General features: G+C 35.6%; 24 protein-coding genes. 21 read left to right on the forward strand and 3 right to left on the reverse strand.

Annotated features, from left to right (window positions below):
• The first annotated feature begins 18 nt into the window (after nt 1–18).
• Together gcvPA and gcvPB are read left to right on the forward strand one after the other, a co-directional pair.
• Nucleotides 19–1,365 (forward strand): aminomethyl-transferring glycine dehydrogenase subunit GcvPA, encoded by a 1,347-nt coding sequence (gene gcvPA / locus SLH52_RS03715; RefSeq protein ID WP_320207937.1) that lies wholly within the window; start codon nt 19–21, stop codon nt 1,363–1,365.
• Nucleotides 1,358–2,815 (forward strand): aminomethyl-transferring glycine dehydrogenase subunit GcvPB, encoded by a 1,458-nt coding sequence (gcvPB, locus tag SLH52_RS03720; protein ID WP_320207938.1) that lies wholly within the window; start codon nt 1,358–1,360, stop codon nt 2,813–2,815. Before gcvPA ends, gcvPB begins: the two co-directional genes overlap by 8 nt.
• Nucleotides 2,816–3,029: 214 nt before the next feature.
• Here the strand turns inward: gcvPB and SLH52_RS03725 are convergent, their stop codons facing one another.
• Entirely contained in the window at nt 3,030–3,353 is a 324-nt protein-coding gene (locus SLH52_RS03725; RefSeq protein WP_413785485.1) for a rhodanese-like domain-containing protein, read from the reverse strand.
• Between the two features lie 206 nt (nt 3,354–3,559).
• On the opposite strand from SLH52_RS03725, the gene SLH52_RS03730 reads away from it, so the two are divergent.
• The 4 genes from SLH52_RS03730 to SLH52_RS03745 all read left to right on the forward strand — a co-directional run bounded on the left by SLH52_RS03730 (nt 3,560) and on the right by SLH52_RS03745 (nt 9,737).
• Complete coding sequence (locus tag SLH52_RS03730; protein ID WP_320207940.1) at nt 3,560–4,393, forward strand: biotin/lipoate A/B protein ligase family protein; 834 nt, start codon at nt 3,560–3,562, stop codon at nt 4,391–4,393.
• 801 nt (nt 4,394–5,194) lie between these two features.
• Nucleotides 5,195–7,762: a vitamin B12-dependent ribonucleotide reductase gene (locus tag SLH52_RS03735; RefSeq protein ID WP_320207941.1), complete on the forward strand. Its 2,568-nt coding sequence runs from the start codon at nt 5,195–5,197 to the stop codon at nt 7,760–7,762.
• 322 nt (nt 7,763–8,084) lie between these two features.
• Nucleotides 8,085–8,513 carry a transcriptional regulator MntR gene (gene mntR, locus SLH52_RS03740; protein ID WP_320207942.1) on the forward strand — a complete coding sequence of 143 codons (429 nt, stop codon included), beginning with the start codon at nt 8,085–8,087 and terminating at the stop codon, nt 8,511–8,513.
• Nucleotides 8,514–8,855: 342 nt separating this feature from the next.
• The gene (locus SLH52_RS03745) at nt 8,856–9,737 is read left to right on the forward strand and encodes a patatin-like phospholipase family protein (protein ID WP_320207943.1); all 882 of its coding nucleotides are present in this window, start codon (nt 8,856–8,858) and stop codon (nt 9,735–9,737) included.
• A 71-nt stretch (nt 9,738–9,808) separates the two neighbouring features.
• On the opposite strand, the gene SLH52_RS03750 is transcribed toward SLH52_RS03745, so the two are convergent.
• Nucleotides 9,809–10,195: an SA1362 family protein gene (locus tag SLH52_RS03750; protein WP_320207944.1), complete on the reverse strand. Its 387-nt coding sequence runs from the start codon at nt 10,193–10,195 to the stop codon at nt 9,809–9,811.
• A gap of 67 nt (nt 10,196–10,262) precedes the next feature.
• A complete protein-coding gene (locus tag SLH52_RS03755; RefSeq protein WP_320207945.1) occupies nt 10,263–11,216 on the reverse strand; it encodes a DUF1385 domain-containing protein in 954 nt (317 codons plus the stop codon).
• 381 nt (nt 11,217–11,597) lie between these two features.
• Here SLH52_RS03755 and SLH52_RS03760 point away from each other — a divergent pair, with 381 nt between their 5' ends.
• From SLH52_RS03760 to SLH52_RS03830, 15 genes are all read left to right on the forward strand, one after another.
• Nucleotides 11,598–12,119, forward strand: a complete 522-nt coding sequence (locus tag SLH52_RS03760) for a YqhR family membrane protein (protein ID WP_320207946.1) — start codon at nt 11,598–11,600, stop codon at nt 12,117–12,119.
• 344 nt (nt 12,120–12,463) lie between these two features.
• Complete coding sequence (gene aroQ, locus SLH52_RS03765) at nt 12,464–12,916, forward strand: type II 3-dehydroquinate dehydratase (RefSeq protein ID WP_320207947.1); 453 nt, start codon at nt 12,464–12,466, stop codon at nt 12,914–12,916.
• Nucleotides 12,909–13,970, forward strand: a complete 1,062-nt coding sequence (locus SLH52_RS03770) for a Xaa-Pro peptidase family protein (RefSeq protein WP_320207948.1) — start codon at nt 12,909–12,911, stop codon at nt 13,968–13,970. The genes aroQ and SLH52_RS03770 overlap by 8 nt, the downstream gene beginning before the upstream one ends.
• A gap of 84 nt (nt 13,971–14,054) precedes the next feature.
• On the forward strand, nt 14,055–14,612 hold the full coding sequence (gene efp, locus SLH52_RS03775) for an elongation factor P (protein WP_320207949.1): 558 nt from the start codon (nt 14,055–14,057) through the stop codon (nt 14,610–14,612).
• 746 nt (nt 14,613–15,358) lie between these two features.
• Nucleotides 15,359–16,282, forward strand: coding sequence for a stage III sporulation protein AA (spoIIIAA, locus tag SLH52_RS03780; protein WP_320207950.1), 924 nt, complete (start codon nt 15,359–15,361; stop codon nt 16,280–16,282).
• Entirely contained in the window at nt 16,283–16,795 is a 513-nt protein-coding gene (gene spoIIIAB, locus SLH52_RS03785) for a stage III sporulation protein SpoIIIAB (RefSeq protein WP_214480223.1), read from the forward strand.
• A gap of 22 nt (nt 16,796–16,817) precedes the next feature.
• Complete coding sequence (gene spoIIIAC / locus SLH52_RS03790; protein WP_214480222.1) at nt 16,818–17,024, forward strand: stage III sporulation protein AC; 207 nt, start codon at nt 16,818–16,820, stop codon at nt 17,022–17,024.
• Between the two features lie 15 nt (nt 17,025–17,039).
• On the forward strand, nt 17,040–17,432 hold the full coding sequence (gene spoIIIAD / locus SLH52_RS03795; RefSeq protein WP_320208060.1) for a stage III sporulation protein AD: 393 nt from the start codon (nt 17,040–17,042) through the stop codon (nt 17,430–17,432).
• A gap of 80 nt (nt 17,433–17,512) precedes the next feature.
• Complete coding sequence (spoIIIAE, locus tag SLH52_RS03800; RefSeq protein WP_320207951.1) at nt 17,513–18,685, forward strand: stage III sporulation protein AE; 1,173 nt, start codon at nt 17,513–17,515, stop codon at nt 18,683–18,685.
• Between the two features lie 27 nt (nt 18,686–18,712).
• Complete coding sequence (gene spoIIIAF / locus SLH52_RS03805; protein ID WP_320207952.1) at nt 18,713–19,306, forward strand: stage III sporulation protein AF; 594 nt, start codon at nt 18,713–18,715, stop codon at nt 19,304–19,306.
• Between the two features lie 7 nt (nt 19,307–19,313).
• Nucleotides 19,314–19,967, forward strand: a complete 654-nt coding sequence (spoIIIAG, locus tag SLH52_RS03810; protein WP_320207953.1) for a stage III sporulation protein AG — start codon at nt 19,314–19,316, stop codon at nt 19,965–19,967.
• Between the two features lie 4 nt (nt 19,968–19,971).
• The gene (locus SLH52_RS03815; protein WP_320207954.1) at nt 19,972–20,544 is read left to right on the forward strand and encodes a SpoIIIAH-like family protein; all 573 of its coding nucleotides are present in this window, start codon (nt 19,972–19,974) and stop codon (nt 20,542–20,544) included.
• A 250-nt stretch (nt 20,545–20,794) separates the two neighbouring features.
• Nucleotides 20,795–21,313 carry an acetyl-CoA carboxylase biotin carboxyl carrier protein gene (accB, locus tag SLH52_RS03820; protein ID WP_320207955.1) on the forward strand — a complete coding sequence of 173 codons (519 nt, stop codon included), beginning with the start codon at nt 20,795–20,797 and terminating at the stop codon, nt 21,311–21,313.
• Nucleotides 21,314–21,368: 55 nt separating this feature from the next.
• Nucleotides 21,369–22,724 carry an acetyl-CoA carboxylase biotin carboxylase subunit gene (gene accC, locus SLH52_RS03825; RefSeq protein ID WP_320207956.1) on the forward strand — a complete coding sequence of 452 codons (1,356 nt, stop codon included), beginning with the start codon at nt 21,369–21,371 and terminating at the stop codon, nt 22,722–22,724.
• Between the two features lie 21 nt (nt 22,725–22,745).
• Nucleotides 22,746–23,147 (forward strand): Asp23/Gls24 family envelope stress response protein, encoded by a 402-nt coding sequence (locus SLH52_RS03830; RefSeq protein ID WP_320207957.1) that lies wholly within the window; start codon nt 22,746–22,748, stop codon nt 23,145–23,147.
• The last annotated feature ends 99 nt before the right edge of the window (nt 23,148–23,246 follow it).

Raw genomic sequence — 23,246 nt, forward strand, 5'->3', positions numbered from 1 at the left:
GAAGAGAGGGGTAAAGTTATGAAACATCGCTATTTACCAATGACTGAACATGATAAAAAAGAGATGCTTGAAGCTATTGGAGTTAGCTCAATTGATGAACTTTTTAATGATATTCCAGAAGGTGTTCGATTTAATGGGGAATACAATATTAAACAAGCCTCTTCTGAACCTGAATTAACACGAGAGATGGCTGCGCTTGCTGAAAAAAATGCCAATACACAAACGCACGCGTCTTTTCTAGGTGCAGGAGTCTATAGCCATTATATGCCAATTATAGTAGACCATGTTATTTCTCGGTCAGAATTTTACACAGCTTATACACCATACCAACCAGAAATTTCTCAAGGAGAACTGCAAGCCATCTTTGAATTTCAAACGATGATTTGTGAATTAACAGGGATGGATGTAGCCAATTCTTCAATGTATGATGGCGGAACAGCACTTGCTGAAGCAGCAATGTTAAGTGCAGGACATACACGTAAGAAGAAAGTACTCGTTTCAAAGACGGTGCACCCTGAATCAATCGAAGTATTGAAAACTTATGCTAAGGGACAGCGTATCGAAGTTGTTGAAATACCAGCAAATAACGGTGTAACTGATGTCCGTGAACTAGCAAAAGAAATGGATGATACGGTTGCTTCAGTAATTGTACAATACCCTAATTTCTTTGGACAAATTGAACCATTAAAAGAAATAGAAGAAATAGCACATTCAGAAAAAAGTATGTTTGTAGTATCGAGTAATCCATTATCATTAGGGGCTTTAACACCACCAGGTGCCTTCGGGGCAGATATTGTTATTGGTGATGCACAAGTATTTGGCATACCTACCCAATATGGTGGTCCGCATTGTGGATATTTTGCGGTCACTTCGAAACTTATGAGGAAAGTCCCTGGACGCCTTGTTGGTCAAACAGTGGATGAAGATGGACGCCGTGGTTTTGTTTTAACACTTCAAGCACGTGAGCAACATATTCGTAGAGATAAAGCAACGTCGAATATTTGTTCAAATCAAGCGTTAAATGCGTTAGCAGCCTCTGTTGCAATGACCGCCCTTGGGAAAAAAGGTGTTAAACATATGGCAACTCAAAACATACAAAAATCGCAATATGCAAAAAATCAACTTAAAGCGCATGGTTTTGAAATAGCATTTGAAGGTCCTTTCTTTAATGAATTTGTCATTAAATTACGAAAATCAGTAAAAGAAATCAATCGTAAGCTATTAGATAAAGGGATTATCGGCGGATACGATTTAGGTAAAGATTTTGCTGAGCTAGAGAATCATATGTTAGTAGCGGTTACCGAGCTACGTACAAAGGCAGAGATTGATACATTTGTGAAGGAATTGGGGGATGACAATGAATAATCAAGAGCAACCATTAATTTTTGAGTTATCCAAGCAAGGGAGAATTGGTTACAGCTTACCAGATTTAGATGTCCCTAATATAAATGTTAATGATGTTTTACCTAATGATTATATAAGGGTAGATGAGCCAGAGTTACCAGAGGTGTCTGAATTAGACATTATGCGCCATTACACAGCTTTATCAAATCGGAATCATGGAGTTGATTCAGGGTTTTACCCACTAGGTTCTTGTACGATGAAGTATAATCCAAAAATTAATGAAAATGTGGCGCGATTTAGTGGATTTGCAAACATCCATCCTTTACAAGATGAGGGTACAGTACAAGGGGCACTTGAGCTCATGTATGATTTACAAGAGCATTTAGTAGAAATTACTGGGATGGATGCTGTAACATTACAGCCTGCAGCTGGTGCACATGGTGAATGGACAGGGTTAATGATGATCCGTGCTTATCATGAAGCAAACAATGATTTTAATCGAACAAAGGTCATCGTACCAGATTCAGCACACGGTACTAATCCTGCATCAGCAACAGTAGCAGGCTTGGAAACTGTAACAGTAAAATCTGATGACAATGGGCTAGTTGACCTTGAAGATTTAAAGCGTGTTGTTGGACAAGATACTGCAGCGTTAATGCTAACAAACCCAAATACGTTAGGACTATTTGAAGAAAATATTATTGAAATGGCGGAGATTGTCCATGGAGCTGGAGGGAAGCTTTATTACGATGGTGCTAATTTAAATGCGGTGTTAAGTAAAGCACGACCTGGCGATATGGGATTTGATGTTGTTCATTTAAACCTTCATAAGACATTTACAGGTCCACATGGTGGAGGTGGACCAGGTTCAGGGCCAGTTGGAGTTAAAGAAGACTTGCTTCCTTTTCTACCAAAACCAGTATTAATAAAAGATGAAACAGGCTTTACATTCGATTACTATCGCCCACAAGCTATTGGTAGAGTTAAACCTTTCTACGGAAATTTCGGAATCAACGTTCGTGCTTATACGTACATCAGATCAATGGGTCCTGATGGATTGAATGCAGTTACCGAATATGCTGTGTTAAATGCAAATTATATGATGCGACGTCTTGCACCACATTTTGATCTACCTTTCGATAAGCATTGTAAGCATGAGTTTGTATTATCTGGAAAACGTCAAAAAAAATTAGGCGTGCGTACACTTGATATCGCTAAGCGGTTGTTGGATTTTGGCTACCATCCACCTACAATTTATTTTCCATTAAATGTAGAAGAATGTATAATGATCGAGCCTACAGAAACGGAATCGAAGGAGACACTCGATGCTTTTATTGAAGCGATGATCCAAATAGCAAATGAAGCAGAGGAGAATCCAGAAATTGTTCAAGAAGCACCACATACAACAGTTGTAAAACGATTAGATGAGACAATTGCAGCCCGTAAGCCGATACTAAGATATAAAAAATAACGAAAACAAAGGATTCACCAATTATTGGAGAATCCTTTGTTTTTTCTTAAGCTCTTTTTGTAAATTAATGTTGCTATTGTTCCATAGAGCAAGGGTGTTATGAACTACATAATTAAAAAATCAATGATAAAAAAGCCTTATCTTATTTAACTAATACTTTATAAGAGATTTTGAACAGGATGATTGAAGAATTGTAGGTGTGTTATACTTTTAATTATTTTTTTACTTTAATTTTTCCAGACCATTTCTTAAATCCGCCTTTTAAATGGTAAAGGTCTTTAAATCCTTTTCTTCTCAATGTTTGTGCAGCTCTACCACTTCTAATACTGCTTTGGCAATATAAATATACAGGTTTATCAGGTCTAAGTTCATTAATTCGCATTTTCAATTGTGACAATGGAATATTTCTAGCACCTAATATATGCCCACCTTCAAATTCATTTTGCTCACGTACATCTATTAATTGAGCTTTTCGATATCCCTCACGAAATTGCTCCTCAGTTAATGAAGTTAATATTCTTCTGCGGTATACCGTCATAATTACAAAGTAAACGAGCACAGCACCAACGATAATTAATAATAGTTCCACGAGATCTACCCCTTTTCTTCTCTTTCTATCGACATACATTATTATATAAGGCTAGGCTTTGATTAGTAAAGGAAATCCTTATTGCTTTTCAAATATATCTTACATTTGGTAGACTATAGACACGCAAAAGAAAGCTAAATAAAAGAGGTAGAGATATGAAAGAAAAATGGCGGTTTATCGATTCTGGAAATTGTTCACCAGCATTTAATATGGCATTAGATGAAGCATTATTGGAATGGCATAGCCAAGGTAAGATTCCTCCTACTATTCGTTTTTATGGCTGGTCTCCTCCAACGTTATCAATTGGTTATTTCCAAAAAATAGAGAGAGAAATTGACTTAAATGCTGTAAAAAAACACGGGTTAGGATTTGTAAGAAGGCCTACTGGTGGTAGAGGGGTACTTCATGACAATGAATTAACATATAGTGTAATTGTTTCAGAGAAATATCCTAATATGCCTCATTCAGTAACTGAAGCTTACAGAGTCATATCTGAAGGGTTATTAGAAGGTTTTAAAAAGCTTGGCTTAGATGCATATTTTGCTATTCCAAAATCAGAGGAAGAGCGAAGCAGCTTGAAAAATCCACGATCTTCGGTTTGCTTTGATGCACCTTCTTGGTATGAGTTAGTCGTTGAAGGAAGAAAAGTAGCTGGGAGTGCACAAACGAGACAAAAAGGGGTTATCCTCCAACATGGTTCGATATTACTTGATTTAGATGAAGATGTGCTCTTTAGTCTTTTTAAATATCCTAATGAACGTGTTAAAGAAAGGTTACAAAGACAGTTTAAAAATAAAGCTGTTGCAATCAATGAATTAAGGGAAGAGGAAGTTACAATAGGAGAGGCGAAATCTGCGTTTAAAGCAGGGTTTGCAAAAGGGTTAAATATTGATTTAGAACCGTATGAATTAACGCAAGATGAATTAGCGTATGTAAATGATATAGCAACAAAACGATATGAGAATGATGAATGGAATTTTCGCAAATAACTGAAGGTTCTTTTCGTTAAAGGTGTAAAGATAACACAACTATTAGTTCTATATGTGCTAGAAGCAGTTCGAAAACAGTCTCACTAAATAATTTTTCGCATTAATTGTTGCTTTTCGTTTTTGAGCTAAATACGATAATGGCATTCTTCTGTACAACGAAGATTAACATTTAAAATCATTTCGGTTAATGATTTGGTAACAATAGCAACGAGAAGAGTTTAATAAATTGAAGAGGGTAACTCAGGATGGCTTGTCTTATACCCTATATGCTGTATATAAAGGAGGTATACACCTTATTATTATACAAGATATAGGGTATGAGATATGTCTTTCGTTTATGAGTTATCCTCTTTTCTTTGGCTTCTTGTTGTTCTTTTTCCAAAACTCTAATAAAACACGCCATCTTTTTTTAAAAAATTCTACGAACTCTACTTTTATTTTTGTAGATTCTGCAACATTAAATTGACAATTCATTGATAAAACAGCCTATTTGGGACATACTTCCTACGGATAAAATAATGCAACTTCTAAATTAGTTAGAAATTCGTATATTAAACTACATATGCGACTGTTTTCTTCATTTTTCTATGATATGTGTTCTTTTTTTTGTTTGACAAATCATAGAACACTTGACCTAGAATCAATATGTAGTATTAAATCATTTAAATGTAACACTATATATTGATTGGTTGACTGAAATATGGTAAATTATCAATGACATCATTTTTATAACATATGAACAAAAATACTTCGTGAGAATGTACATACAAAATAGTGATATTAATAAAGGGAGTTGTAGCAATGACTGTTGTGCTAAAAGAGAAAATGAAAGTGAACGTAGAGAGATTAAATAAGGATATTCAACTTTATCCCCAAGTTCATCAAATTTCACCAGACATGAAGTTAACGCACAAAGGGGTTTCAAGGCTTGTAATGCTTGATCGGTACTCGTTTAAAGATACTGAAAAAGTTACTTTATCAGCAGGTGATTTTGTGGTGTTAACAATTAAGGAAGACCCGAAATTTCCCGCCCGTGGCCTTGGGTTTATTGAAGAGATTGATTGGAAGAACAAATTTGCACAAGTAAGGATCGAGGAAGAATATCGTGGTGCACTTGAACGTGCTGAAGAAATTGAAACAGGCATTGTAAAACGCTCACTAGATGTAATTGAAAAGCCGCTGGAAATTTATTATGAACAAATAGCAAAGCGTAATGCAAATGGACTTGCATCCGTTGAATCAAATGAAGAAAAGCGTAAAGAGTGGTTTGAAAAGTATTATGATGAATTAGTTAACCTGAACTTTGTCCCAGCAGGAAGAGTGTTGTATGGTGCAGGTGCTAACACTGATGTGACATACTTTAATTGTTACGTTATGCCATTTGTTCAAGATTCACGTGAAGGTATATCTGAACATCGTAAGCAAGTGATGGAGATTATGAGTCGTGGTGGTGGTGTTGGTACAAACGGTTCCACATTAAGGCCCCGCAATACTTTAGCAAAGGGCGTAAACGGTAAATCATCAGGGTCAGTATCTTGGTTAGATGATATTGCAAAGCTAACTCACCTTGTTGAGCAAGGGGGATCACGTCGAGGAGCACAGATGATTATGTTAGCTGATTGGCACCCAGATATTATTGAATTCATCATCTCGAAAATGCAAAATCCACGTATTTTGAGATTTTTATTAGAAAATACAAGTGACGAAACAATTATAAAGTGTGCTCAAGATAAACTTAAGTTTAATCGTTTGACAGAGCAAGATAAAGCAATGTACCAAGGGATTGTTAACTATAAAAACATGCCTGGTCTTGGTGGCTTTACAACAGAGATTATTCATGACGCTGAAGAGAAATTACAAGAAAATGGGACTTACAGTGTGCATAACTCAGAGTTTTTAACTGGAGCTAACATTTCAGTATGTTTAACGAAAGAGTTTATGGAAGCAGTTGAAGCAGACGGTTATTATGATCTTCGGTTCCCAGATGTAGAAAGTTATAATGAAAAAGAAATGCAAGAATATAATGAGAATTGGCATAAAATAGGTGATGTAAGGAAATGGGAAGAGTTAGGGTATAAAGTTCGTGTATATCGTAAAATTAAAGCAAAAGAACTTTGGAATTTAATTAATATTTGTGCTACCTACTCTGCCGAACCAGGTATTTTCTTCATAGATAATGCAAATGACATGACTAATGCAAAAGCTTATGGACAACAGGTTGTAGCAACAAACCCTTGTGGAGAACAGCCTCTTGCCCCTTATTCAGTTTGTAACCTTGCAGCTGTTAACTTAGCAGAAATGGCCGATAAAAATACGAAGACTGTGAATTTTGATAAACTGAAACAAACTGTTGAAGTAGGCGTTAGAATGCAAGACAATGTTATTGATGCTACACCATATTTCTTGCAGGAAAATAAGAAACAAGCATTAGGGGAACGTCGTGTCGGTTTAGGTGTTATGGGACTACATGACCTGCTTATTTATTGTGAAACAGAGTACGGGTCAAAGGCTGGTGACGATCTAATAGATCAGGTATTTGAAGTAATTGCAACAACTGCTTATCGCACTTCAGTGGAACTAGCGAAGGAGAAAGGAAGCTTTCCATTTCTTGTTGGTGAAACTGAAAAAGATACGATTAGTTTGCGAACAGCCTTCACAGAAACTGGTTATATGAAACGTATGCCTGAAGATATAAAAGAAAATATTAAAAAATATGGTATTAGGAACTCTCACTTATTAACTGTAGCGCCAACAGGAAGTACAGGGACGATGGTTGGTGTATCAACAGGACTTGAACCTTATTTTTCATTCTCTTACTTTAGAAGTGGAAGATTAGGAAAATTCATTGAAGTAAAAGCAGATATCGTTCAAGAATATTTAGATGAAAATCCACATGTAGATGCAAATGATTTGCCAAACTGGTTTATTTCAGCGATGGAACTTTCTCCTCAAGCACATGCGGATGTACAATGTACTATTCAGCACTGGATCGATAGCTCGATTAGTAAAACAGTAAATGCACCACGTGGATATACTGTTGAGCAAGTTGAGAAGGTATATGAACGCTTATATAAAGGTGGTGCAAAAGGCGGGACAGTTTATGTCGACGGAAGTAGAGATGCACAAGTACTTACTTTAAAAGCTGAAGAAAATACTGTTGATAAGAAAGGTGCGGAAATTCCTGAACGTGATTCTGTAAAAAGCCACGTAGTCTTAGTAGATACAATTAATGATTTACGCTCGACTGATGTAACAATTGGCTCTGAAATTGGTAATACATGTCCTGTTTGTCGTAAAGGAACAGTCGAAGACCTTGGGGGTTGTAATACTTGTACTAATTGTGGTGCACAATTAAAATGTGGACTATAACGAGATAACACTACTATACTCAACTAGTTAGCAAGGATGGATGTTTACATACTCCATCCTTTTTCTTTCTTATAGCTAAGCTCTTTTCATAAACGCTGTTCTATTGTTCTCAAATTACGATAAAAAGTGGTTTTATATGTTAATCATTGTTGTACAGAAAGAAAATGGTTGACTACGTGTTTATTTCTTAATCCGAAAAACAACAATCAATGCGAAAACAGCATATGAAAAAAACAAGTGAAATTCCCTTGTAACACTTCTTCATATATTGTACACTTTTAATGATTATTGTTATAAAAATGGAGTAATTGGAGGGTATATCATGCCTACACCAAGTATGGAAGATTATATAGAACAGATCTATATTTTAATAAAAGATAAGGGTTATGCGAGAGTTTCAGATATTGCCGAAGCTTTGTCTGTACATCCCTCCTCAGTTACAAAAATGGTACAAAAACTAGACAAAGATGAATATCTCATATATGAAAAATATCGAGGATTAATGTTGACTACAAAAGGAAAGAAAATCGGTAAACGCTTAGTTGATCGCCATGAATTGTTAGAACAATTTTTACGAATTATCGGTGTAAATGAAAGTGAAATTTACAATGATGTTGAGGGCATTGAACATCATTTAAGCTGGAATGCAATCGACAGGATTGGTGACGTTGTACAATATTTTGAAGAAGATGCAAATAGAGTTGAATCCTTAAAGCGTATTCAACAGAAAACAGATGAGAATCCTTCATAAAATAAGAGTAAGAATATGCGTTTCATCCCCATGTCAGCTTAACTAAAAAAAGAATTAAGTTAGAGAGGCCTTTTCTCGATATTTAATCGGGAAGAGGCCTTTAATTTTCTCTTTAAACTTTCTCAAATATACGATTCTAAACCCATTAACTGTCAGGAGTGCTTTAATCCTTGCTTTTGAGTGTTCTACACACAATTTCCCTATTTCAAGCAACTTTTGATACAAGCGGTATCACTACAATTTTTCTACTTATTAAGAGGATGTATCCGTGCTGTTTTGTTCTAATTGATTCTACTTCTGATTAGACATGTAAAAGATGCATTTCTTTTAGGGGGAGTAGAGATGTATATTGATGGAGTGTTTTCGGGTGGTGGCATAAAAGGGTTTTCTTTAATTGGTGCCTATGAAGCAATAGAAGAAAAAGGCTTACACTTCACAAGAGTTGCTGGAACGAGCGCTGGAGCAATTATTGCTGCATTTATTGCTTCCGGATATAGCAGTAAGGAAATACTTTCAATTATGGAGGAAGTAGATGTAAAGACATTTTTAGATGCTCGTAAATCAATTTTGCCTGCTGCAATTGGCAAGTGGATTCAACTCTATTGGAGAATGGGATTGTATAAAGGAGATGAGTTAGAAAAATGGGTTGGCAGAGAATTAAGGAAAAAAGGTGTTCGTACTTTTAGAGATTTACCAAATGGTTCACTGCGTTTTGTTGCATCAGATTTAACAAATGGAAAAATGCTTGTCTTGCCAAATGATCTTCCTAAATATGGAATGAATCCAGATAGTTTCTCTGTTGCAAAAGCAGTGAGAATGAGTGCTAGCCTACCATATTTTTTTGAACCAGTAAAATTATTAGTAAAAGGAAAACCTGTGATTGTTGATGGAGGGGTTTTAAGTAATTTTCCGATATTTTTGTTTGATGAAGAAAAGAAACTGAAAAAACGACCTGTACTAGGTATTAAATTAAGTGCGAAAGAGAGTGAACAACAGAATAATAAAATAAATAATGCGATTGAGTTATTTCCAGCATTATTTGAGACAATGAAAGTAGCACATGATGAACGGCACATCTCGCGAAGGCACGAAAGAAATATAATCTTTATTCCAATGAATCATACAGTTACAACTGAATTTTCAATTTCTGATGAAAAAAAGCAGGAATTAGTGAAACTTGGATATGATCAAACAAGTAGTTTTTTAAAAAAATGGTCCTATTAGTAGTAGTATAAAGAAAAGAGAGTAGATCAAAAGCTTTGATAATATTTAATAAAAAAAGAAGAACCAAGCTGTTAAAATGATGCTCGGTTCTTCTTCTTTCCTTTTTTTCCTTCTATAACAGTTAAATGTGGATGATCTTTACGCTTTTGAATGTTAGGGTTAGCAGCTTTGTTTGATTGAACAGATTTTGACATTGGTCTAGCTACTTGGTTGTTACGGTTACGTTCATTATATCGCTTTTTTGATTGCTTTACTGCTTTCTTGTATGCAGAATGTTCAGTATTTCTTTTGTTATTACCAGATAGTAACTGTAAAATCATATAAAAAATACCAAAAACAATCAGTCCTGTTATAAGAGTTAAAATAAGTGTTTCAGGTTTATTAAAAAGCACGGACAACAATCCCAGACCACTTAAGCTAATTATTATGATTATTGGTAAAGACGAGCGACGTTGCAACGAATCCACCTCCCTAAACATTCTATATAACTATTGTATTAACCAAAATAGGTCAAGTTGACAAATGTTATACAATTTCTTCAGTTTTATTTATAGCATTAGGGTCATTTTCTAAACGTAATAATTCATTAAATGAAGCAATGGCTACTTCAACTTGACTATCAGTTGGCTCTTTTGTCGTTAATAATTGCAGCCATAACCCAGGATACCCTAAATAACGAAGCAATGGGATATCTCGGAATTTATTGGTAAGTTGCAACACTTCAAACGAAATTCCTAATACTACTGGAATTAATGCGAGTCTATTCACAACTCTAAGCCATAACGGTTCTGTAGCAACAAATGGAAGCATGTAGACAAAAACGCCAACAATCACGGTAAATATAATAAAGCTACTGCCACAACGATAGTGTAGTCTTGATTGATTTTGAACATTTTGGACTGTTAATGGTAAGTCGCTTTCAAATGCATTAATTACTTTATGTTCTGCTCCGTGATATTGAAATACACGCCTGATGAGTGGAGTTAATGAAATAAAGTAAATATAAGCTAACAGCAATAATAATTTAAATAATCCTTCAATCAAAATTTGTGATAAATCAGATGAAAAAATTGGACGAGTTAGTTCAGCCAAAAAAACTGGAATCAAAGTAAAAATAAATTTACCAAATAAAAATGATAGAATACCTACTGCGGCAACACCAAGTATCATTGCTAACTTTGACTCAGATTGTGAATGATCGATTTTTTCATCTTCACTAGGATCGACATCGTATCTTTCAGTTGAGAAATTAAGGTGTTTTGATCCATTTGCACTTGCTTCAAGAATTGCAATAATTCCTCTAAGAAAAGGAATTTTTTTCATTGTCGTTAAAGCTTGTTTTGATTTCCTAGGTAGCCGAAAGTATTCAATTGATTGATCTTTTCTTCGTATAGCTGTTACATAGTGACGTTTTCCACCAAACATGACACCTTCTACAACAGCTTGGCCACCGTAAACCGGTTTGTTTTCTTGAGACATTCAATTCACCAACCTAAAAAATTCATTGAGAAACTTCATCCTATGTATATTTTACTAGAAAATAATAAAAACCTCTAGGTTGATGTGTCAATTGTTAAGGCTCTTTTCGTAAACTTTGTTGATATCTTTGATTTTAGTAGAGCAATTAGAGAGATTTTATACGATTATTAATGTATTAAGAAGAATTCCGTTGCTACATACATACATACATATTTTATCTGAATAGTATAACAATCATACGAAAGCAGGCTGTGTAAATATATTATACCCGTTACAATGTATATTTACACATCTCTGCTAAAATTTCCTATTTGTACCACAGTTATAATTTACAAATAGAAAGAAAATGAGGGGATATACTAGTATAAGAGGTGACTAAATATGGAATCAGAGCAACAAGCATTAGAGCAAAATCAAAAGGAAACCCCGCTACCACTAGTTACAAAGGTTATAGTAATAGGTTTGTGTGGTGGGGTATTATGGAGTTCAATATCGTATTTGGCGTACATCCTAAATTTTACTGAATTGAGTCCTAACCTCGTGTTATTACCTTGGGCAATAGGAGATTGGAAAAACCAAGTTTTAGGAAATGTGATTGGCATCATTGTTATTGGTCTTTTGTCGATCTTAACAGCATTACTATACTATGGATTATTTAAGAAATACGACAATCTTTGGGTTGGGATATTATATGGAGTTGGTTTGTGGTTACTTGTTTTTTATTTATTTAATCCAATATTTCCTGGGTTAAAAGACATGAACGAACTTTCAAGGGACACTGTTATCACTACAATCTGTCTTTACATATTATATGGCGTATTTATCGGATACTCCATTTCTTTTGAAGTGAATGAACTTAATGATCAAAGTCATCCGCAACAACCTTCAACAGAGAAAGAATAGTTGTTAAAAATTTATAAAATAGTCTCTTTCATATAATCTTGGTCTTATTGAAATAAAATTAAAATAGCAAGTTGAAGCTATTTACGACTTCCATCTTTTAAAAGAAGAAAAGATGCCTAGCTTGTAAACATTTTTATTTCTCCGAACGGAAAAAATAATCAATCGAAAACAGCATTCGTTATCTTTGTTACTCTATTGTTAACAATTAAATAAGCTTAATTTCTTAATCAACTAACAATGGCTTTAAAGAAAACTGCGTAAAGGAAAAAGCGACTGAAAGAAGCTTCAGTTTATGGTAGAATGTTCTATGATTGAACATTTTTTGTGCAAGGAGATAAAAAACTATGAATCGAGTCTTACTGATTAACGGACCTAACCTTAACCGGCTTGGTAAAAGGGAACCAACAGTATATGGAGTTGAGACATTAGAATCATTAGAAAAAAAATTAGATATATTTGCAAAGGACCAGCAAGTAGAACTTCATTGCTTCCAATCAAATCATGAAGGTGAAATCATAGATAAAATCCATCTGGCAGCAGATAACTATGATGGGGTGATCATTAATCCAGGTGCATTCACTCATTATAGCTATGCAATTTTAGATGCGATTTCGAGTATCTCTACACCTGTCATAGAGGTCCATATTTCAAATGTTCATGCTCGTGAGTCATTTCGACATGTGTCAGTAACAGCTCCTGCTACAATAGGACAGATTGTTGGCCTTGGTACCTATGGTTATAAACTTGCTTTATTAGCATTAATAGAAAAAATAAGGGGAAGTGAAAATAATGAGTAAATTAACAAAACTCCGTGAACAATTTTCCTCACACGACATTGATGGATTGTTAATTACAAATGGCTATAACCGTCGATATATTACAGGTTTTACTGGAACTGCAGGTGTAGCGATAGTTAGCTTACATAAGGCGGTTTTTATTACTGATTTCCGCTATGTTGAACAGGCAAATAAACAGATTCAAGGCTTTGATATTGTTCAGCATACTGCTCCCATTATGGAAGAGGTTGCAAAACAAGCTGAGTTAATGGGGATTAAAAAATTAGGATTTGAACAAGATAACATGACCTTTTCTACATATAAGTCATATGAAAAGGAGTGTAGTGCAGAGTTAATTCCAGTTTCAGGTGCGATTGAAAAGTTACGGTTGATAAAGTCGGAGTCTGAGATTAAGATATTAAAGGAAGCTACGCAAATAGCAGATGCTGCTTATGAACATATTTTGCAATTTATTAGACCGGGAATTACTGAGTTAGATGTGTCAAATGAGCTAGAATTTTTCATGAGAAAGCAAGGAGCCGTTTCCTCTTCATTTGATATTATTGTGGCTTCTGGCTATCGTTCAGCACTACCACATGGTGTTGCTAGCGATAAAGTGATTGAAACAGGAGAATTTGTTACGTTAGATTTTGGGGCTTATTACAAAGGGTATTGTTCGGACATTACACGAACAGTAGCAGTAGGTGAGGTAAGCGAAGAGCTTAAAAATATTTATCATATCGTATTAGAAGCACAAATGCGTGGCATGAAAGGAATCAAGCCTGGTATGACAGGTAAAGAAGCTGATGCATTAACACGTGATTATATTCAGGAAAAAGGTTATGGTGAATACTTTGGACATTCAACAGGTCACGGATTAGGTATGGAAGTACATGAAAGTCCATCTCTTTCGTTTAAATCTGATACAGCACTAGTACCTGGAATGGTCGTCACAGTAGAACCTGGTATATATGTTGCTGGTCTTGGTGGGGTACGAATAGAGGATGATACAGTTATTACTGAGGATGGAAATGAATCACTTTCTCATTCAACAAAAGAGCTAATTATATTGTAACCTTCATTTAATATGGTTTGAAATACACATAACATCATTAAACGACTAATTAGTATATTTACAAAATGGGAGGATATAACAGAAATGATTTCAGTTAATGATTTTAGAACAGGATTAACGGTAGAAGTAGACGGAGGTATTTGGAGAGTAATAGATTTCCAACATGTAAAACCAGGAAAAGGAGCAGCGTTTGTTAGATCTAAGCTTCGTAACCTTCGTACAGGTGCTATTCAAGAAAAAACTTTCCGTGCAGGAGAAAAAGTAGGGAAAGCACAAATCGATAATCGCAAAATGCAATATTTATATGCGAATGGTGATCAACATGTATTTATGGATAATCATACTTATGAACAAATTGAGTTACCTGAGACTCAAATCGAATATGAATTGAAATTCTTAAAAGAAAACATGCCAGTTGCTATCATGATGTATCAAGGTGAAACAATCGGAGTAGAACTACCGAACTCAGTAGAATTAGTCGTAACAGAAACAGAACCTGGTATTAAAGGGGATACTGCTTCGGGAGGATCAAAGCCAGCAACTACTGAAACTGGGCTAATTGTTCAAGTTCCATTCTTCGTAAACGAAGGGGATAAGTTAGTCATTAATACTACAGATGGTACTTACGTTTCACGCGCATAATTGTTGAGAGCAATCCAAGCTGACAACCAATCTGAGCTTATATATTAAAATATAATATTCAACAAAAAACACTCATGTACTTGAATCAAGTGTACATGGGTGTTTTTTGTGCACTTTTTCAGAGATGATTAGCCGAGTGCTTGTGCAGGAATCAGGATGACGACCTTCCACCGTTGCACACAGGACGTGTGCTGATGTTAGGTGGAATTGGGGTGCCTTCCGCTTTTCTACTTGGCTAGCTTCGACTCCTTGCCTCTCGAGGTTACTTTAGCCATACTCCCGAAGTCAAAAAATGCCTTCTAGTGTATGGCTTCCAGTGCTTGTCGCCGATAAGCAGGTGCCTTCCGCTTTTCTATTTGTCTAGCTCCAGCGCATATCCCCTCGAGGTCGCTTCGTCATATCAATCGAAGGCAAAAAGCGCCTTCAAGTGATATAACTCCAGCGCTTGTCGGGGATGGGCAATGCGCTTCCGCTTTTCTATTTGTCTAGCTCCAGCGCATATCCCCTCGAGGTCGCTTCGTCATATCAATCGAAGGCAAAAAGCGCCTTCAAGTGATATAACTCCAGCGCTTGTCGGGGATGAGCAATGCGCTTCCGCTTTTCTTCAATAGTTGCAGTCATAAAGTGGTCAAGCTGACCATACATTGTGTTATAAGGACGTTCAAGGAGAAGTAGGGTTTTAGCAAAGGCTCATTTATGAAGAGTATTGAAATTATTGAGATGTTCCTTTAATGGGGGGTGGAAAAATGGATGAGGTTTATAATGTATTGCCACAGTCAATCTCTCTTCTTCTTACAAAATATTCTCCATCGACCCTCAAACAAATAGAAGAAATACGAGTAAGAGTTTCGAAACCACTAGAAGTTATTATTGATGGTAAACCACAGTTTCATCCATATTTGGTTACACATGAGGATGGACGCCAACTTCTAAATAAAATAAGCCAATATTCAATTTATACGTTAGAAGAGGAGCTTAGGAGAGGGTACATTACAATTGAAGGTGGACATCGGGTTGGCTTGGCAGGGAAGGTTATAACAGAAAGTGGGAACGTAAAAGCGATTCGAAATGTGTCTTCTTTTAATATTCGAATTGCAAAGCAAAAGATAGGTGTGGCAAATCATTTAACTAATTATTTATATAACAACCGATGGCTAAATACTATTATAATCGGTCCACCGCAAACTGGAAAAACAACTCTACTTAGAGATATTACGCGGTTAATAAGTTTAGGGATAGCTGATGAGAATATCCAGTCATGTAAGGTAGGTATAGTTGATGAACGTTCTGAAATAGCTGGTAGTGTCAATGGTATCCCACAGCATGATCTTGGAGAAAGGGTAGATATCCTTGATGCTTGCCCAAAAGCAGAGGGTATGATGATGATGATTCGTTCTATGAGCCCTGATGTGCTAGTAGTGGATGAAATAGGTAGAGTAGAAGATAGTGAGGCGATATTAGAAGCAGTAAACGCAGGTGTGAGATTATTTGTGACTGTACATGGGTACGAATGGCAGGATTTAAAAAAGCGTCCATCTCTTAGGCCCATTCTTGAAATGGAAGTGTTTGATAGGTTTATAGAATTAACAAGAAGGAATGGACCAGGTACTGTTTCGCGAGTATTGAATGCTAGAGGTGAAAACATCATGAGTAAAGTGAGAGTGACCTAAATGAAGTTTCTTGGCGCAGTGATAATACTAATTGCTTCTACGTGGACAGGTTTTGAAGCTGCTAAGCAATTAACAGAGAGACCACGTCAACTTAGGCAGTTAAAGGTGGCATTACAATCACTCGAGGCAGAAATTATGTATGGTCATCTTCCGCTACATGATGCAGCTATGAATTTGGCAACTCAACTTCAAAAACCGCTCTCCTGGTTGTTTGAGGGTTTTGCGAAAAATCTAGAGGCAAGTGATACAAGTGTAAAAGATGCTTGGAATAAGAGCTTACAGGAAGTATGGAAGTTTACATCTTTAAAAGCAGGAGAAATGGAGATACTTAGGCAATTTGGCGAGACTCTTGGTCAGCACGACCGTACTTCACAACAAAAGCATATTTTGTTAGCTTTAAATCATTTAGAAAGAGAAGAGAATGAGGCGAAGGAACAACAGTTACGATATGAAAAAATGGTGAAAAGTTTAGGATTTTTAGGTGGTTTATTACTAATAATTTTATTGCTGTAGTGATTAGGAGGAGAAGTACATCGTGGGCATAGATGTGGATGTCATATTTAAAATCGCTGGCGTAGGTATAGTAGTTGCATTTCTCCATACAATTTTAAAACAAATGGGAAAAGAAGATTACGCTCATTGGGTAACCTTATTAGGTTTTGTTTATATTTTGTTTATGGTAGCTTCAATAGTCGATGACTTATTTAAAAAAATTAAGTCAGTCTTTTTGTTTCAAGGGTAAGCGAGGTGTTTAGTCATTGAGATTGTTCAAATTGTTGGTATTGGTTTGATTGCTACGTTCTTAGCGATGATAGTCAATGAACAAAAACCATCATTTGCATTTTTACTCGTTGTGTTTGTTAGTTGTATTATTTTTCTTTTTCTAATAGATCAAATCTATGAAGTTATTCGAATGATAGAAAAAATAGCTGTGAATGCTAATGTGAATATGGTATACATCGAAACGATCATGAAGATTATTGGAATTGCATATATAGCAGAATTTGGAGCTCAAATTACTAAAGATGCAGGTCAAGGAGCAATTGCTACTAAGATCGAATTAGCCGGCAAAATATTAATTTTAACGATGGCTATCCCTATTTTAACTGTCATCATTGAAACGATAATAAGATTAATCCCATCAATATGAAACATATGGATAGAGGGGAAGTTAAATACCTTGCACGCTAATGTTCTAAAAGAGTTCACTTTATGTAGGAGGTAAACAAATTGAAGCAACTATGTTTAATATTATGCGCTTCAGCTTTGTTTTTGTTTTTTTTCTTTCCGAATAATGTACAAGCATCTTCCCCTCAACAAGATTTTGTTGATCAACAGTTGGAGGCACTTGGGATTGAAGAGATTAAACAGTTTTGGGATGAAATAGTGACGAAGTATGGTGGCTTTTTACCTGAAAGCCAAAAAGGCAGTTTTTTTGATTTTGTCCGTGGTGAGAAAGATTTCTCAATTCAACAGTGGTTAATGGGGTTAGTAAAATTTTTATTTTACGAACTTGCGGCAAATGGAAAACTATTAGGAACTTTACTAATGTTAACAATTTTAAGTATGTTTTTGCAAACAGTTCAGAATGCTTTTGAACAGCAAACGGTTAGTAAAGTGGCTTATGCCCTCGTATATATGGTGCTAATCATCATTGCTTTAAACAGCTTTCATATTGTTATCCAATTTACGAAAGAGGCAATAGAAGTCATGACAAATTTCATGATTGCGTTAATTCCGCTTTTATTAGCGCTAATTGCTACTTCTGGGGGAATTATCTCAGCTGCTTTTTTTCATCCGATCATTCTTCTTTTGATGAACACAAGTGGTTTACTAATAAATTATATTGTCCTACCTCTACTATTCTTATCTGCATTATTAAGTATCGTAAGTACACTAACTGACCATTATAAAGTAACGCAATTGGCACAATTATTAAAAAGCATAAGCATTGGCTTGCTTGGTACTTTTTTAACTGTATTTCTAGGCGTTATTTCAGTCCAAGGATCATCCTCAGCGGTGACAGATGGAATAACAATTCGCACTGCTAAATTTGTAACAAACAATTTTGTCCCTGTCATCGGTCGAATCTTCACTGAAACGACTGATACAGTCATAAGTGCATCTTTACTATTAAAAAATACTGTCGGTATAGTTGGAGTAGCAATTTTGTTATTAATTGCGGTATTCCCAGCGCTGAAAATATTATCAATAGCAGTTATTTATAAATTGACTGCAGCTTTGATACAACCTATTGGCGGTGGACCTGTTATAGATTGCTTAGACATTATTAGCAAAAGTATTATCTATATTTTCGCTGCTTTAGCTATCGTATCCCTTATGTTTTTTCTAAGTATTACAGTAATAATTGCAGTTGGAAATATGACCATGATGGTGAGGTAGTTTTTTATAGCTGATGAGGTGAATGATGTGGAGTTTTTGCTTGAATGGATTACAAATGTCATCTTGTTTCTTCTTCTTGCAACAGTCATAGATTTATTAATTCCGGATACTAGCATACAAAAATATGTCAAAATGGTCACTGGTTTATTATTAATTACAATTATAATTACCCCACTTCTTCAACTTCTGTCAACAGACATCGACCAAATCTTTTCATCAATGAGTACAAAATCAGAGTTTCAAGAAGAAATGTTAGAAAATGAAATTGAAATGAAGAAAAAAGAAATACAAGCATCACATCGTGCATATATTTTAGAACAAACGGCTGTCCAAATGAAAGAAGATGTGGAAGAGGAGTTGATAGAAACGTATGGATACATGATTCAAGATATAGAAATCTTTCTTACTGAAGACACAGTAACCGGAGTCGAAGTGATGGTGACAAAATATCATGAAGATGGAGTTACAGTTCCAGTTGTGAAATCAATTAGTATAAATACCTCCCAACCAATGAAGAAAAATAACAAGTCAGTAGCAGAACAAGATATTTCTAAGCATTTATCAGACGCATGGGAAATTGATTCAGAACTCATAAATGTACAAATGGAAGGGGGGGAGTAGGTACCAAGTGGAGAAAAATAGAGGGTTTATACAATGGATACAAAACTTCCTTTCAAAAAATAATGGTAGCAATGATAAAACAAAATCTAAGTACATATACGTACTTATATTGTTAGTATTGGGTGTCGTTCTAATACTATTAAATAATGTGATGTTTCCTAGTGAAGAAGCTTCATATACGAATCCATCTTTGTTAACTGAAGAGCAAAAGGATACACCTGCTTTTGGTGCGAAAAATACGAAAGATGAATCAATGAGTGATTATGAGACCAACTATGAAAATCAATTAAAGGATCTATTAGAACAGGTAGAAGGTGTAGGAGATGTAGCAGTTAGTGTTAACTTAGACTCAACTGAAATAAATGTACTAGAGAAAAGCACTACAACATCGACCCAAACGACGAAAGAGACTGATAGAGAAGGTGGAAAAAGAGAAGTAGAAGATTGGTCTGTTGATGAACAAGCCATAATTATACGAGATGGAGACAAGGAGACACCTATTGTATTAACAACGAAAAAGCCTAAAGTTCGTGGGGTTCTAGTAGTTGCGAAGTTAAAAGATATGCAAGCTAAACAAAGGGTGAAGGATGCAGTTATAAAATTGTTAGATGTACCTAGTCATAGAGTAGAAGTGTTGCCGAAAAAATCTGAGGGGGAATGAGTAGATGCTTTTAAAAAAACAAACTGTATGGTTGTTAACGATGGTGGCTTTGGTTCTAATATTATCTGTATATTATATTACTAGTGATGGTGGAACGAGAAATGATTTAGCCTTTATTAATCAAGAGATGGTTGAAGAAGAACAATCTGGAACTGTAGTAGAAATTAGTGAACAAGGTAGCATGAGCGGTATGGTAGAAGGATTGGAAGAGGATTCTCTTACTTTGTCTTCTGACGATTGGATTATAGCAAAACGCATGCAACTACAAGATATAAGAAGTAAAGAAATGGAGAAATTACAAGACATTGCAGCTTCAAAAACTGCCACGATTGATGAAATTAACGAGGCAGCAAGTAAACTTGAGGAACTTGAAACATTAAGTGCAAAAGAAGATACATTAGAAGTGTTAATTGAGTCGATGGGCTATGTTGCTGCACTTGTTGAGACGAATGGAAATAATGTGGAAGTAACTGTGCAGGCAGAAGCTTTATCTCCTAGCGAGGCTAATGCGATCATCAAGAAAGTGAATGAGGAATTTCAAGAAAGGAAAGATGTGTTAGTTAAGCACAATCCATAAAAAAACAACATAGGTAACTGATTGATAGTTTTTGTAAAGGTAATATAAATGTAAGGGAAAAAATATTTTTTAACCCAGCCGGCTTAAGTGCCAGCTGGGTTTTTACGTACTTTAAAGGTAGATCAAATGAAAATAGTGTAGAATAATTTTTATACGATTGTTGTTAAACTGTTGAATGAAATAGGTGTCTATCGTATGATGATGGTATGAGATACTAGAAACAAGTATAAGTTAAATAAGGAGTGCTCATATGTTGAAAATTCAAGAGATTCGAGAATTAATTAAACTAGTTGACCAATCAAATATTGACGAATTTGTTTATGAGAATGAAGGTTCAAAAATTAAAATGAAAAAACAAGGAACCGTTACTAAACAAACCCTTAGTAACATTGCTGTTGAGGAAGTGCAAAAGCATCAACCTGTTGCACCAACAACAGAACTAAGTTCAAGTCCTGTGTCAGAAGTTCCCGCTGAAAGCAGTAACGTGCGCGTGGAAGCAGAAAGAAAAGGTATCGAAGAACAGACGAATTTACATAAGATTACTTCACCAATGGTTGGAACTTTTTATGCTGCACCATCACCTGACAGTGACAAATACGTTTCAGTAGGTGATAGTGTGCAAAACAACACAGTAGTTTGTATTGTAGAGGCAATGAAGTTATTTAATGAAATTGAAGCAGAAGTAAAAGGGGAAATCGTAGACATTCTTGCAGAAGATGGCCAACTTGTAGAGTATGGTCAGCCCTTGTTCCTTGTGAAGCCTGTGTAAGTAAGTTTTCAATAAGAGAACAAAGAGGATGGAGTAGAACAGGAGAGAATGACGAATGATAAAAAAATTATTAATTGCAAACAGGGGTGAAATTGCTGTACGCATCATTCGAGCATGTACAGAATTGGGAATAGAAACTGTTGCAGTATTTTCTGAGGCTGACCGTGACGCATTACATGTACAAATGGCAGACGAGGCTTATTGTATTGGACCTACCGCGTCAAAAGATAGCTATTTAAATTTTACAAATATTATTAGTGTAGCAACACTTACAGGTAGTGATGCTATTCATCCTGGGTACGGGTTTTTAGCTGAGAATGCAGATTTCGCAGATCTATGCAGGGAATGTAATATTACATTTGTTGGTCCAAGTCCAGAAGCAATCACGAAAATGGGTACTAAGGATGTAGCTAGAGAGACTATGAAGACAGCTAATGTTCCAATTGTACCTGGATCGCAAGGGATAATTAATAGTACAGATGAAGCAGTACTATTAGCTAACGACATTGGATATCCTGTTATTATCAAAGCGACAGCTGGTGGTGGAGGAAAAGGCATTCGTGTCGCAGCAGACGAACAAGAATTAATAAATGGCATCAACATTACTCAACAAGAGGCAGCTACTGCGTTTGGGAATCCTGGAGTTTATATTGAAAAATATGTTCAAGATTTTCGTCATGTAGAGATTCAAGTATTAGCTGATAACTTTGGAAATGTTATTCATTTAGGTGAACGTGATTGTTCGATTCAACGTCGTCTTCAGAAGCTTGTTGAGGAAACACCGTCACCTGCACTAAATGAAGAAATTCGAGAACGAATGGGAAATGCAGCAGTTAAAGCGGCTGCAGCTGTAAACTATTCAGGAGCAGGAACGGTAGAGTTTATTTTTGACTATAACGAAAACGCGTTCTACTTCATGGAAATGAATACGAGGATACAAGTTGAGCATCCAGTTACAGAGATGGTAACAGGAGTTGATTTAATAAAAGAACAAATTCGTGTAGCTTCTGGAGAAAAGCTTGCATACACCCAAGAAGACATTACGTATACTGGATGGGCAATTGAATGTAGGATAAATGCAGAAAACCCTGAGAAAAACTTTATGCCTTCACCTGGAAGAATTAATATGTACTTGCCGCCTGGAGGCTACGGGGTTCGTGTAGACTCGGCAGCATATCCTGGGTATATGATTCCACCATATTATGATTCAATGATAGCAAAATTAATTACCTATGGAAAAACTAGAGATGAAGCAATTGATAGAATGAAAAGGGCATTAAAGGAATTTGTAATCGAAGGAATTCATACAACTATACCTTTTCATATGAATTTGTTAGAACATGAAAAATTTGTAGAAGGAAATTTTAATACTAAATTTCTTGAATTATATGATGTAATGGGCAATAAATAAAAATATAGGAGGTGTATTAAAATGGAAAGCAACTTATTAGAAATGAACCAAGGGAATAATAGTTTAGGGAAAATCGAAATTGCTCCTGAAGTAATTGAGGTTATAGCCGGCATAGCTGCATCTGAGATTGAGGGTATTGCACAAATGCGAGGAAACTTTGCTTCTGGAGTAGTTGAGAGGCTAGGTATAAAAAATCATGGTAAAGGTGTTAAGGTTGAGCTCACTGAAGAGGGTGTTACGATAGACGTGTACTGTATGGTGAAATTTGGTGTTTCGATCCCGAGTATAGCTCATCAAGTACAAGACAACGTTCGTCAGACACTATTGAATATGACTGCTTTAGATGTTGATGAAGTTAACATTCACGTAGTAGGAGTTCAATTTGATAACCCTGCACAAGAGACTGAAATAGAAGAACTATAATACAGCTACAAGCTAGTGTTATTATCGTTTGAAAATTAACTAATGACTAAAAAAGGGTCAAACCCGCTATCCACCTTTGTATAATGAGTGATTCTGAAG

The organism is Cytobacillus sp. IB215665, from assembly GCF_033963835.1.
GTDB lineage: Bacteria > Bacillota > Bacilli > Bacillales > SM2101 > Nanhaiella.

Coding starts and splice junctions, on each gene's coding strand:
- gcvPA (WP_320207937.1), top strand. CDS start 19: ATGAAACATCGCTATTTACCAATGACTGAACATGATAAAAAAGAGATG.
- gcvPB (WP_320207938.1), top strand. CDS start 1,358: ATGAATAATCAAGAGCAACCATTAATTTTTGAGTTATCCAAGCAAGGG.
- SLH52_RS03725 (WP_413785485.1), bottom strand. CDS start 3,353: ATGACGGTATACCGCAGAAGAATATTAACTTCATTAACTGAGGAGCAA.
- SLH52_RS03730 (WP_320207940.1), top strand. CDS start 3,560: ATGAAAGAAAAATGGCGGTTTATCGATTCTGGAAATTGTTCACCAGCA.
- SLH52_RS03735 (WP_320207941.1), top strand. CDS start 5,195: ATGACTGTTGTGCTAAAAGAGAAAATGAAAGTGAACGTAGAGAGATTA.
- mntR (WP_320207942.1), top strand. CDS start 8,085: ATGCCTACACCAAGTATGGAAGATTATATAGAACAGATCTATATTTTA.
- SLH52_RS03745 (WP_320207943.1), top strand. CDS start 8,856: ATGTATATTGATGGAGTGTTTTCGGGTGGTGGCATAAAAGGGTTTTCT.
- SLH52_RS03755 (WP_320207945.1), bottom strand. CDS start 11,216: ATGTCTCAAGAAAACAAACCGGTTTACGGTGGCCAAGCTGTTGTAGAA.
- SLH52_RS03760 (WP_320207946.1), top strand. CDS start 11,598: ATGGAATCAGAGCAACAAGCATTAGAGCAAAATCAAAAGGAAACCCCG.
- aroQ (WP_320207947.1), top strand. CDS start 12,464: ATGAATCGAGTCTTACTGATTAACGGACCTAACCTTAACCGGCTTGGT.
- SLH52_RS03770 (WP_320207948.1), top strand. CDS start 12,909: ATGAGTAAATTAACAAAACTCCGTGAACAATTTTCCTCACACGACATT.
- efp (WP_320207949.1), top strand. CDS start 14,055: ATGATTTCAGTTAATGATTTTAGAACAGGATTAACGGTAGAAGTAGAC.
- spoIIIAA (WP_320207950.1), top strand. CDS start 15,359: ATGGATGAGGTTTATAATGTATTGCCACAGTCAATCTCTCTTCTTCTT.
- spoIIIAB (WP_214480223.1), top strand. CDS start 16,283: ATGAAGTTTCTTGGCGCAGTGATAATACTAATTGCTTCTACGTGGACA.
- SLH52_RS03815 (WP_320207954.1), top strand. CDS start 19,972: ATGCTTTTAAAAAAACAAACTGTATGGTTGTTAACGATGGTGGCTTTG.
- accB (WP_320207955.1), top strand. CDS start 20,795: ATGTTGAAAATTCAAGAGATTCGAGAATTAATTAAACTAGTTGACCAA.
- accC (WP_320207956.1), top strand. CDS start 21,369: ATGATAAAAAAATTATTAATTGCAAACAGGGGTGAAATTGCTGTACGC.
- SLH52_RS03830 (WP_320207957.1), top strand. CDS start 22,746: ATGGAAAGCAACTTATTAGAAATGAACCAAGGGAATAATAGTTTAGGG.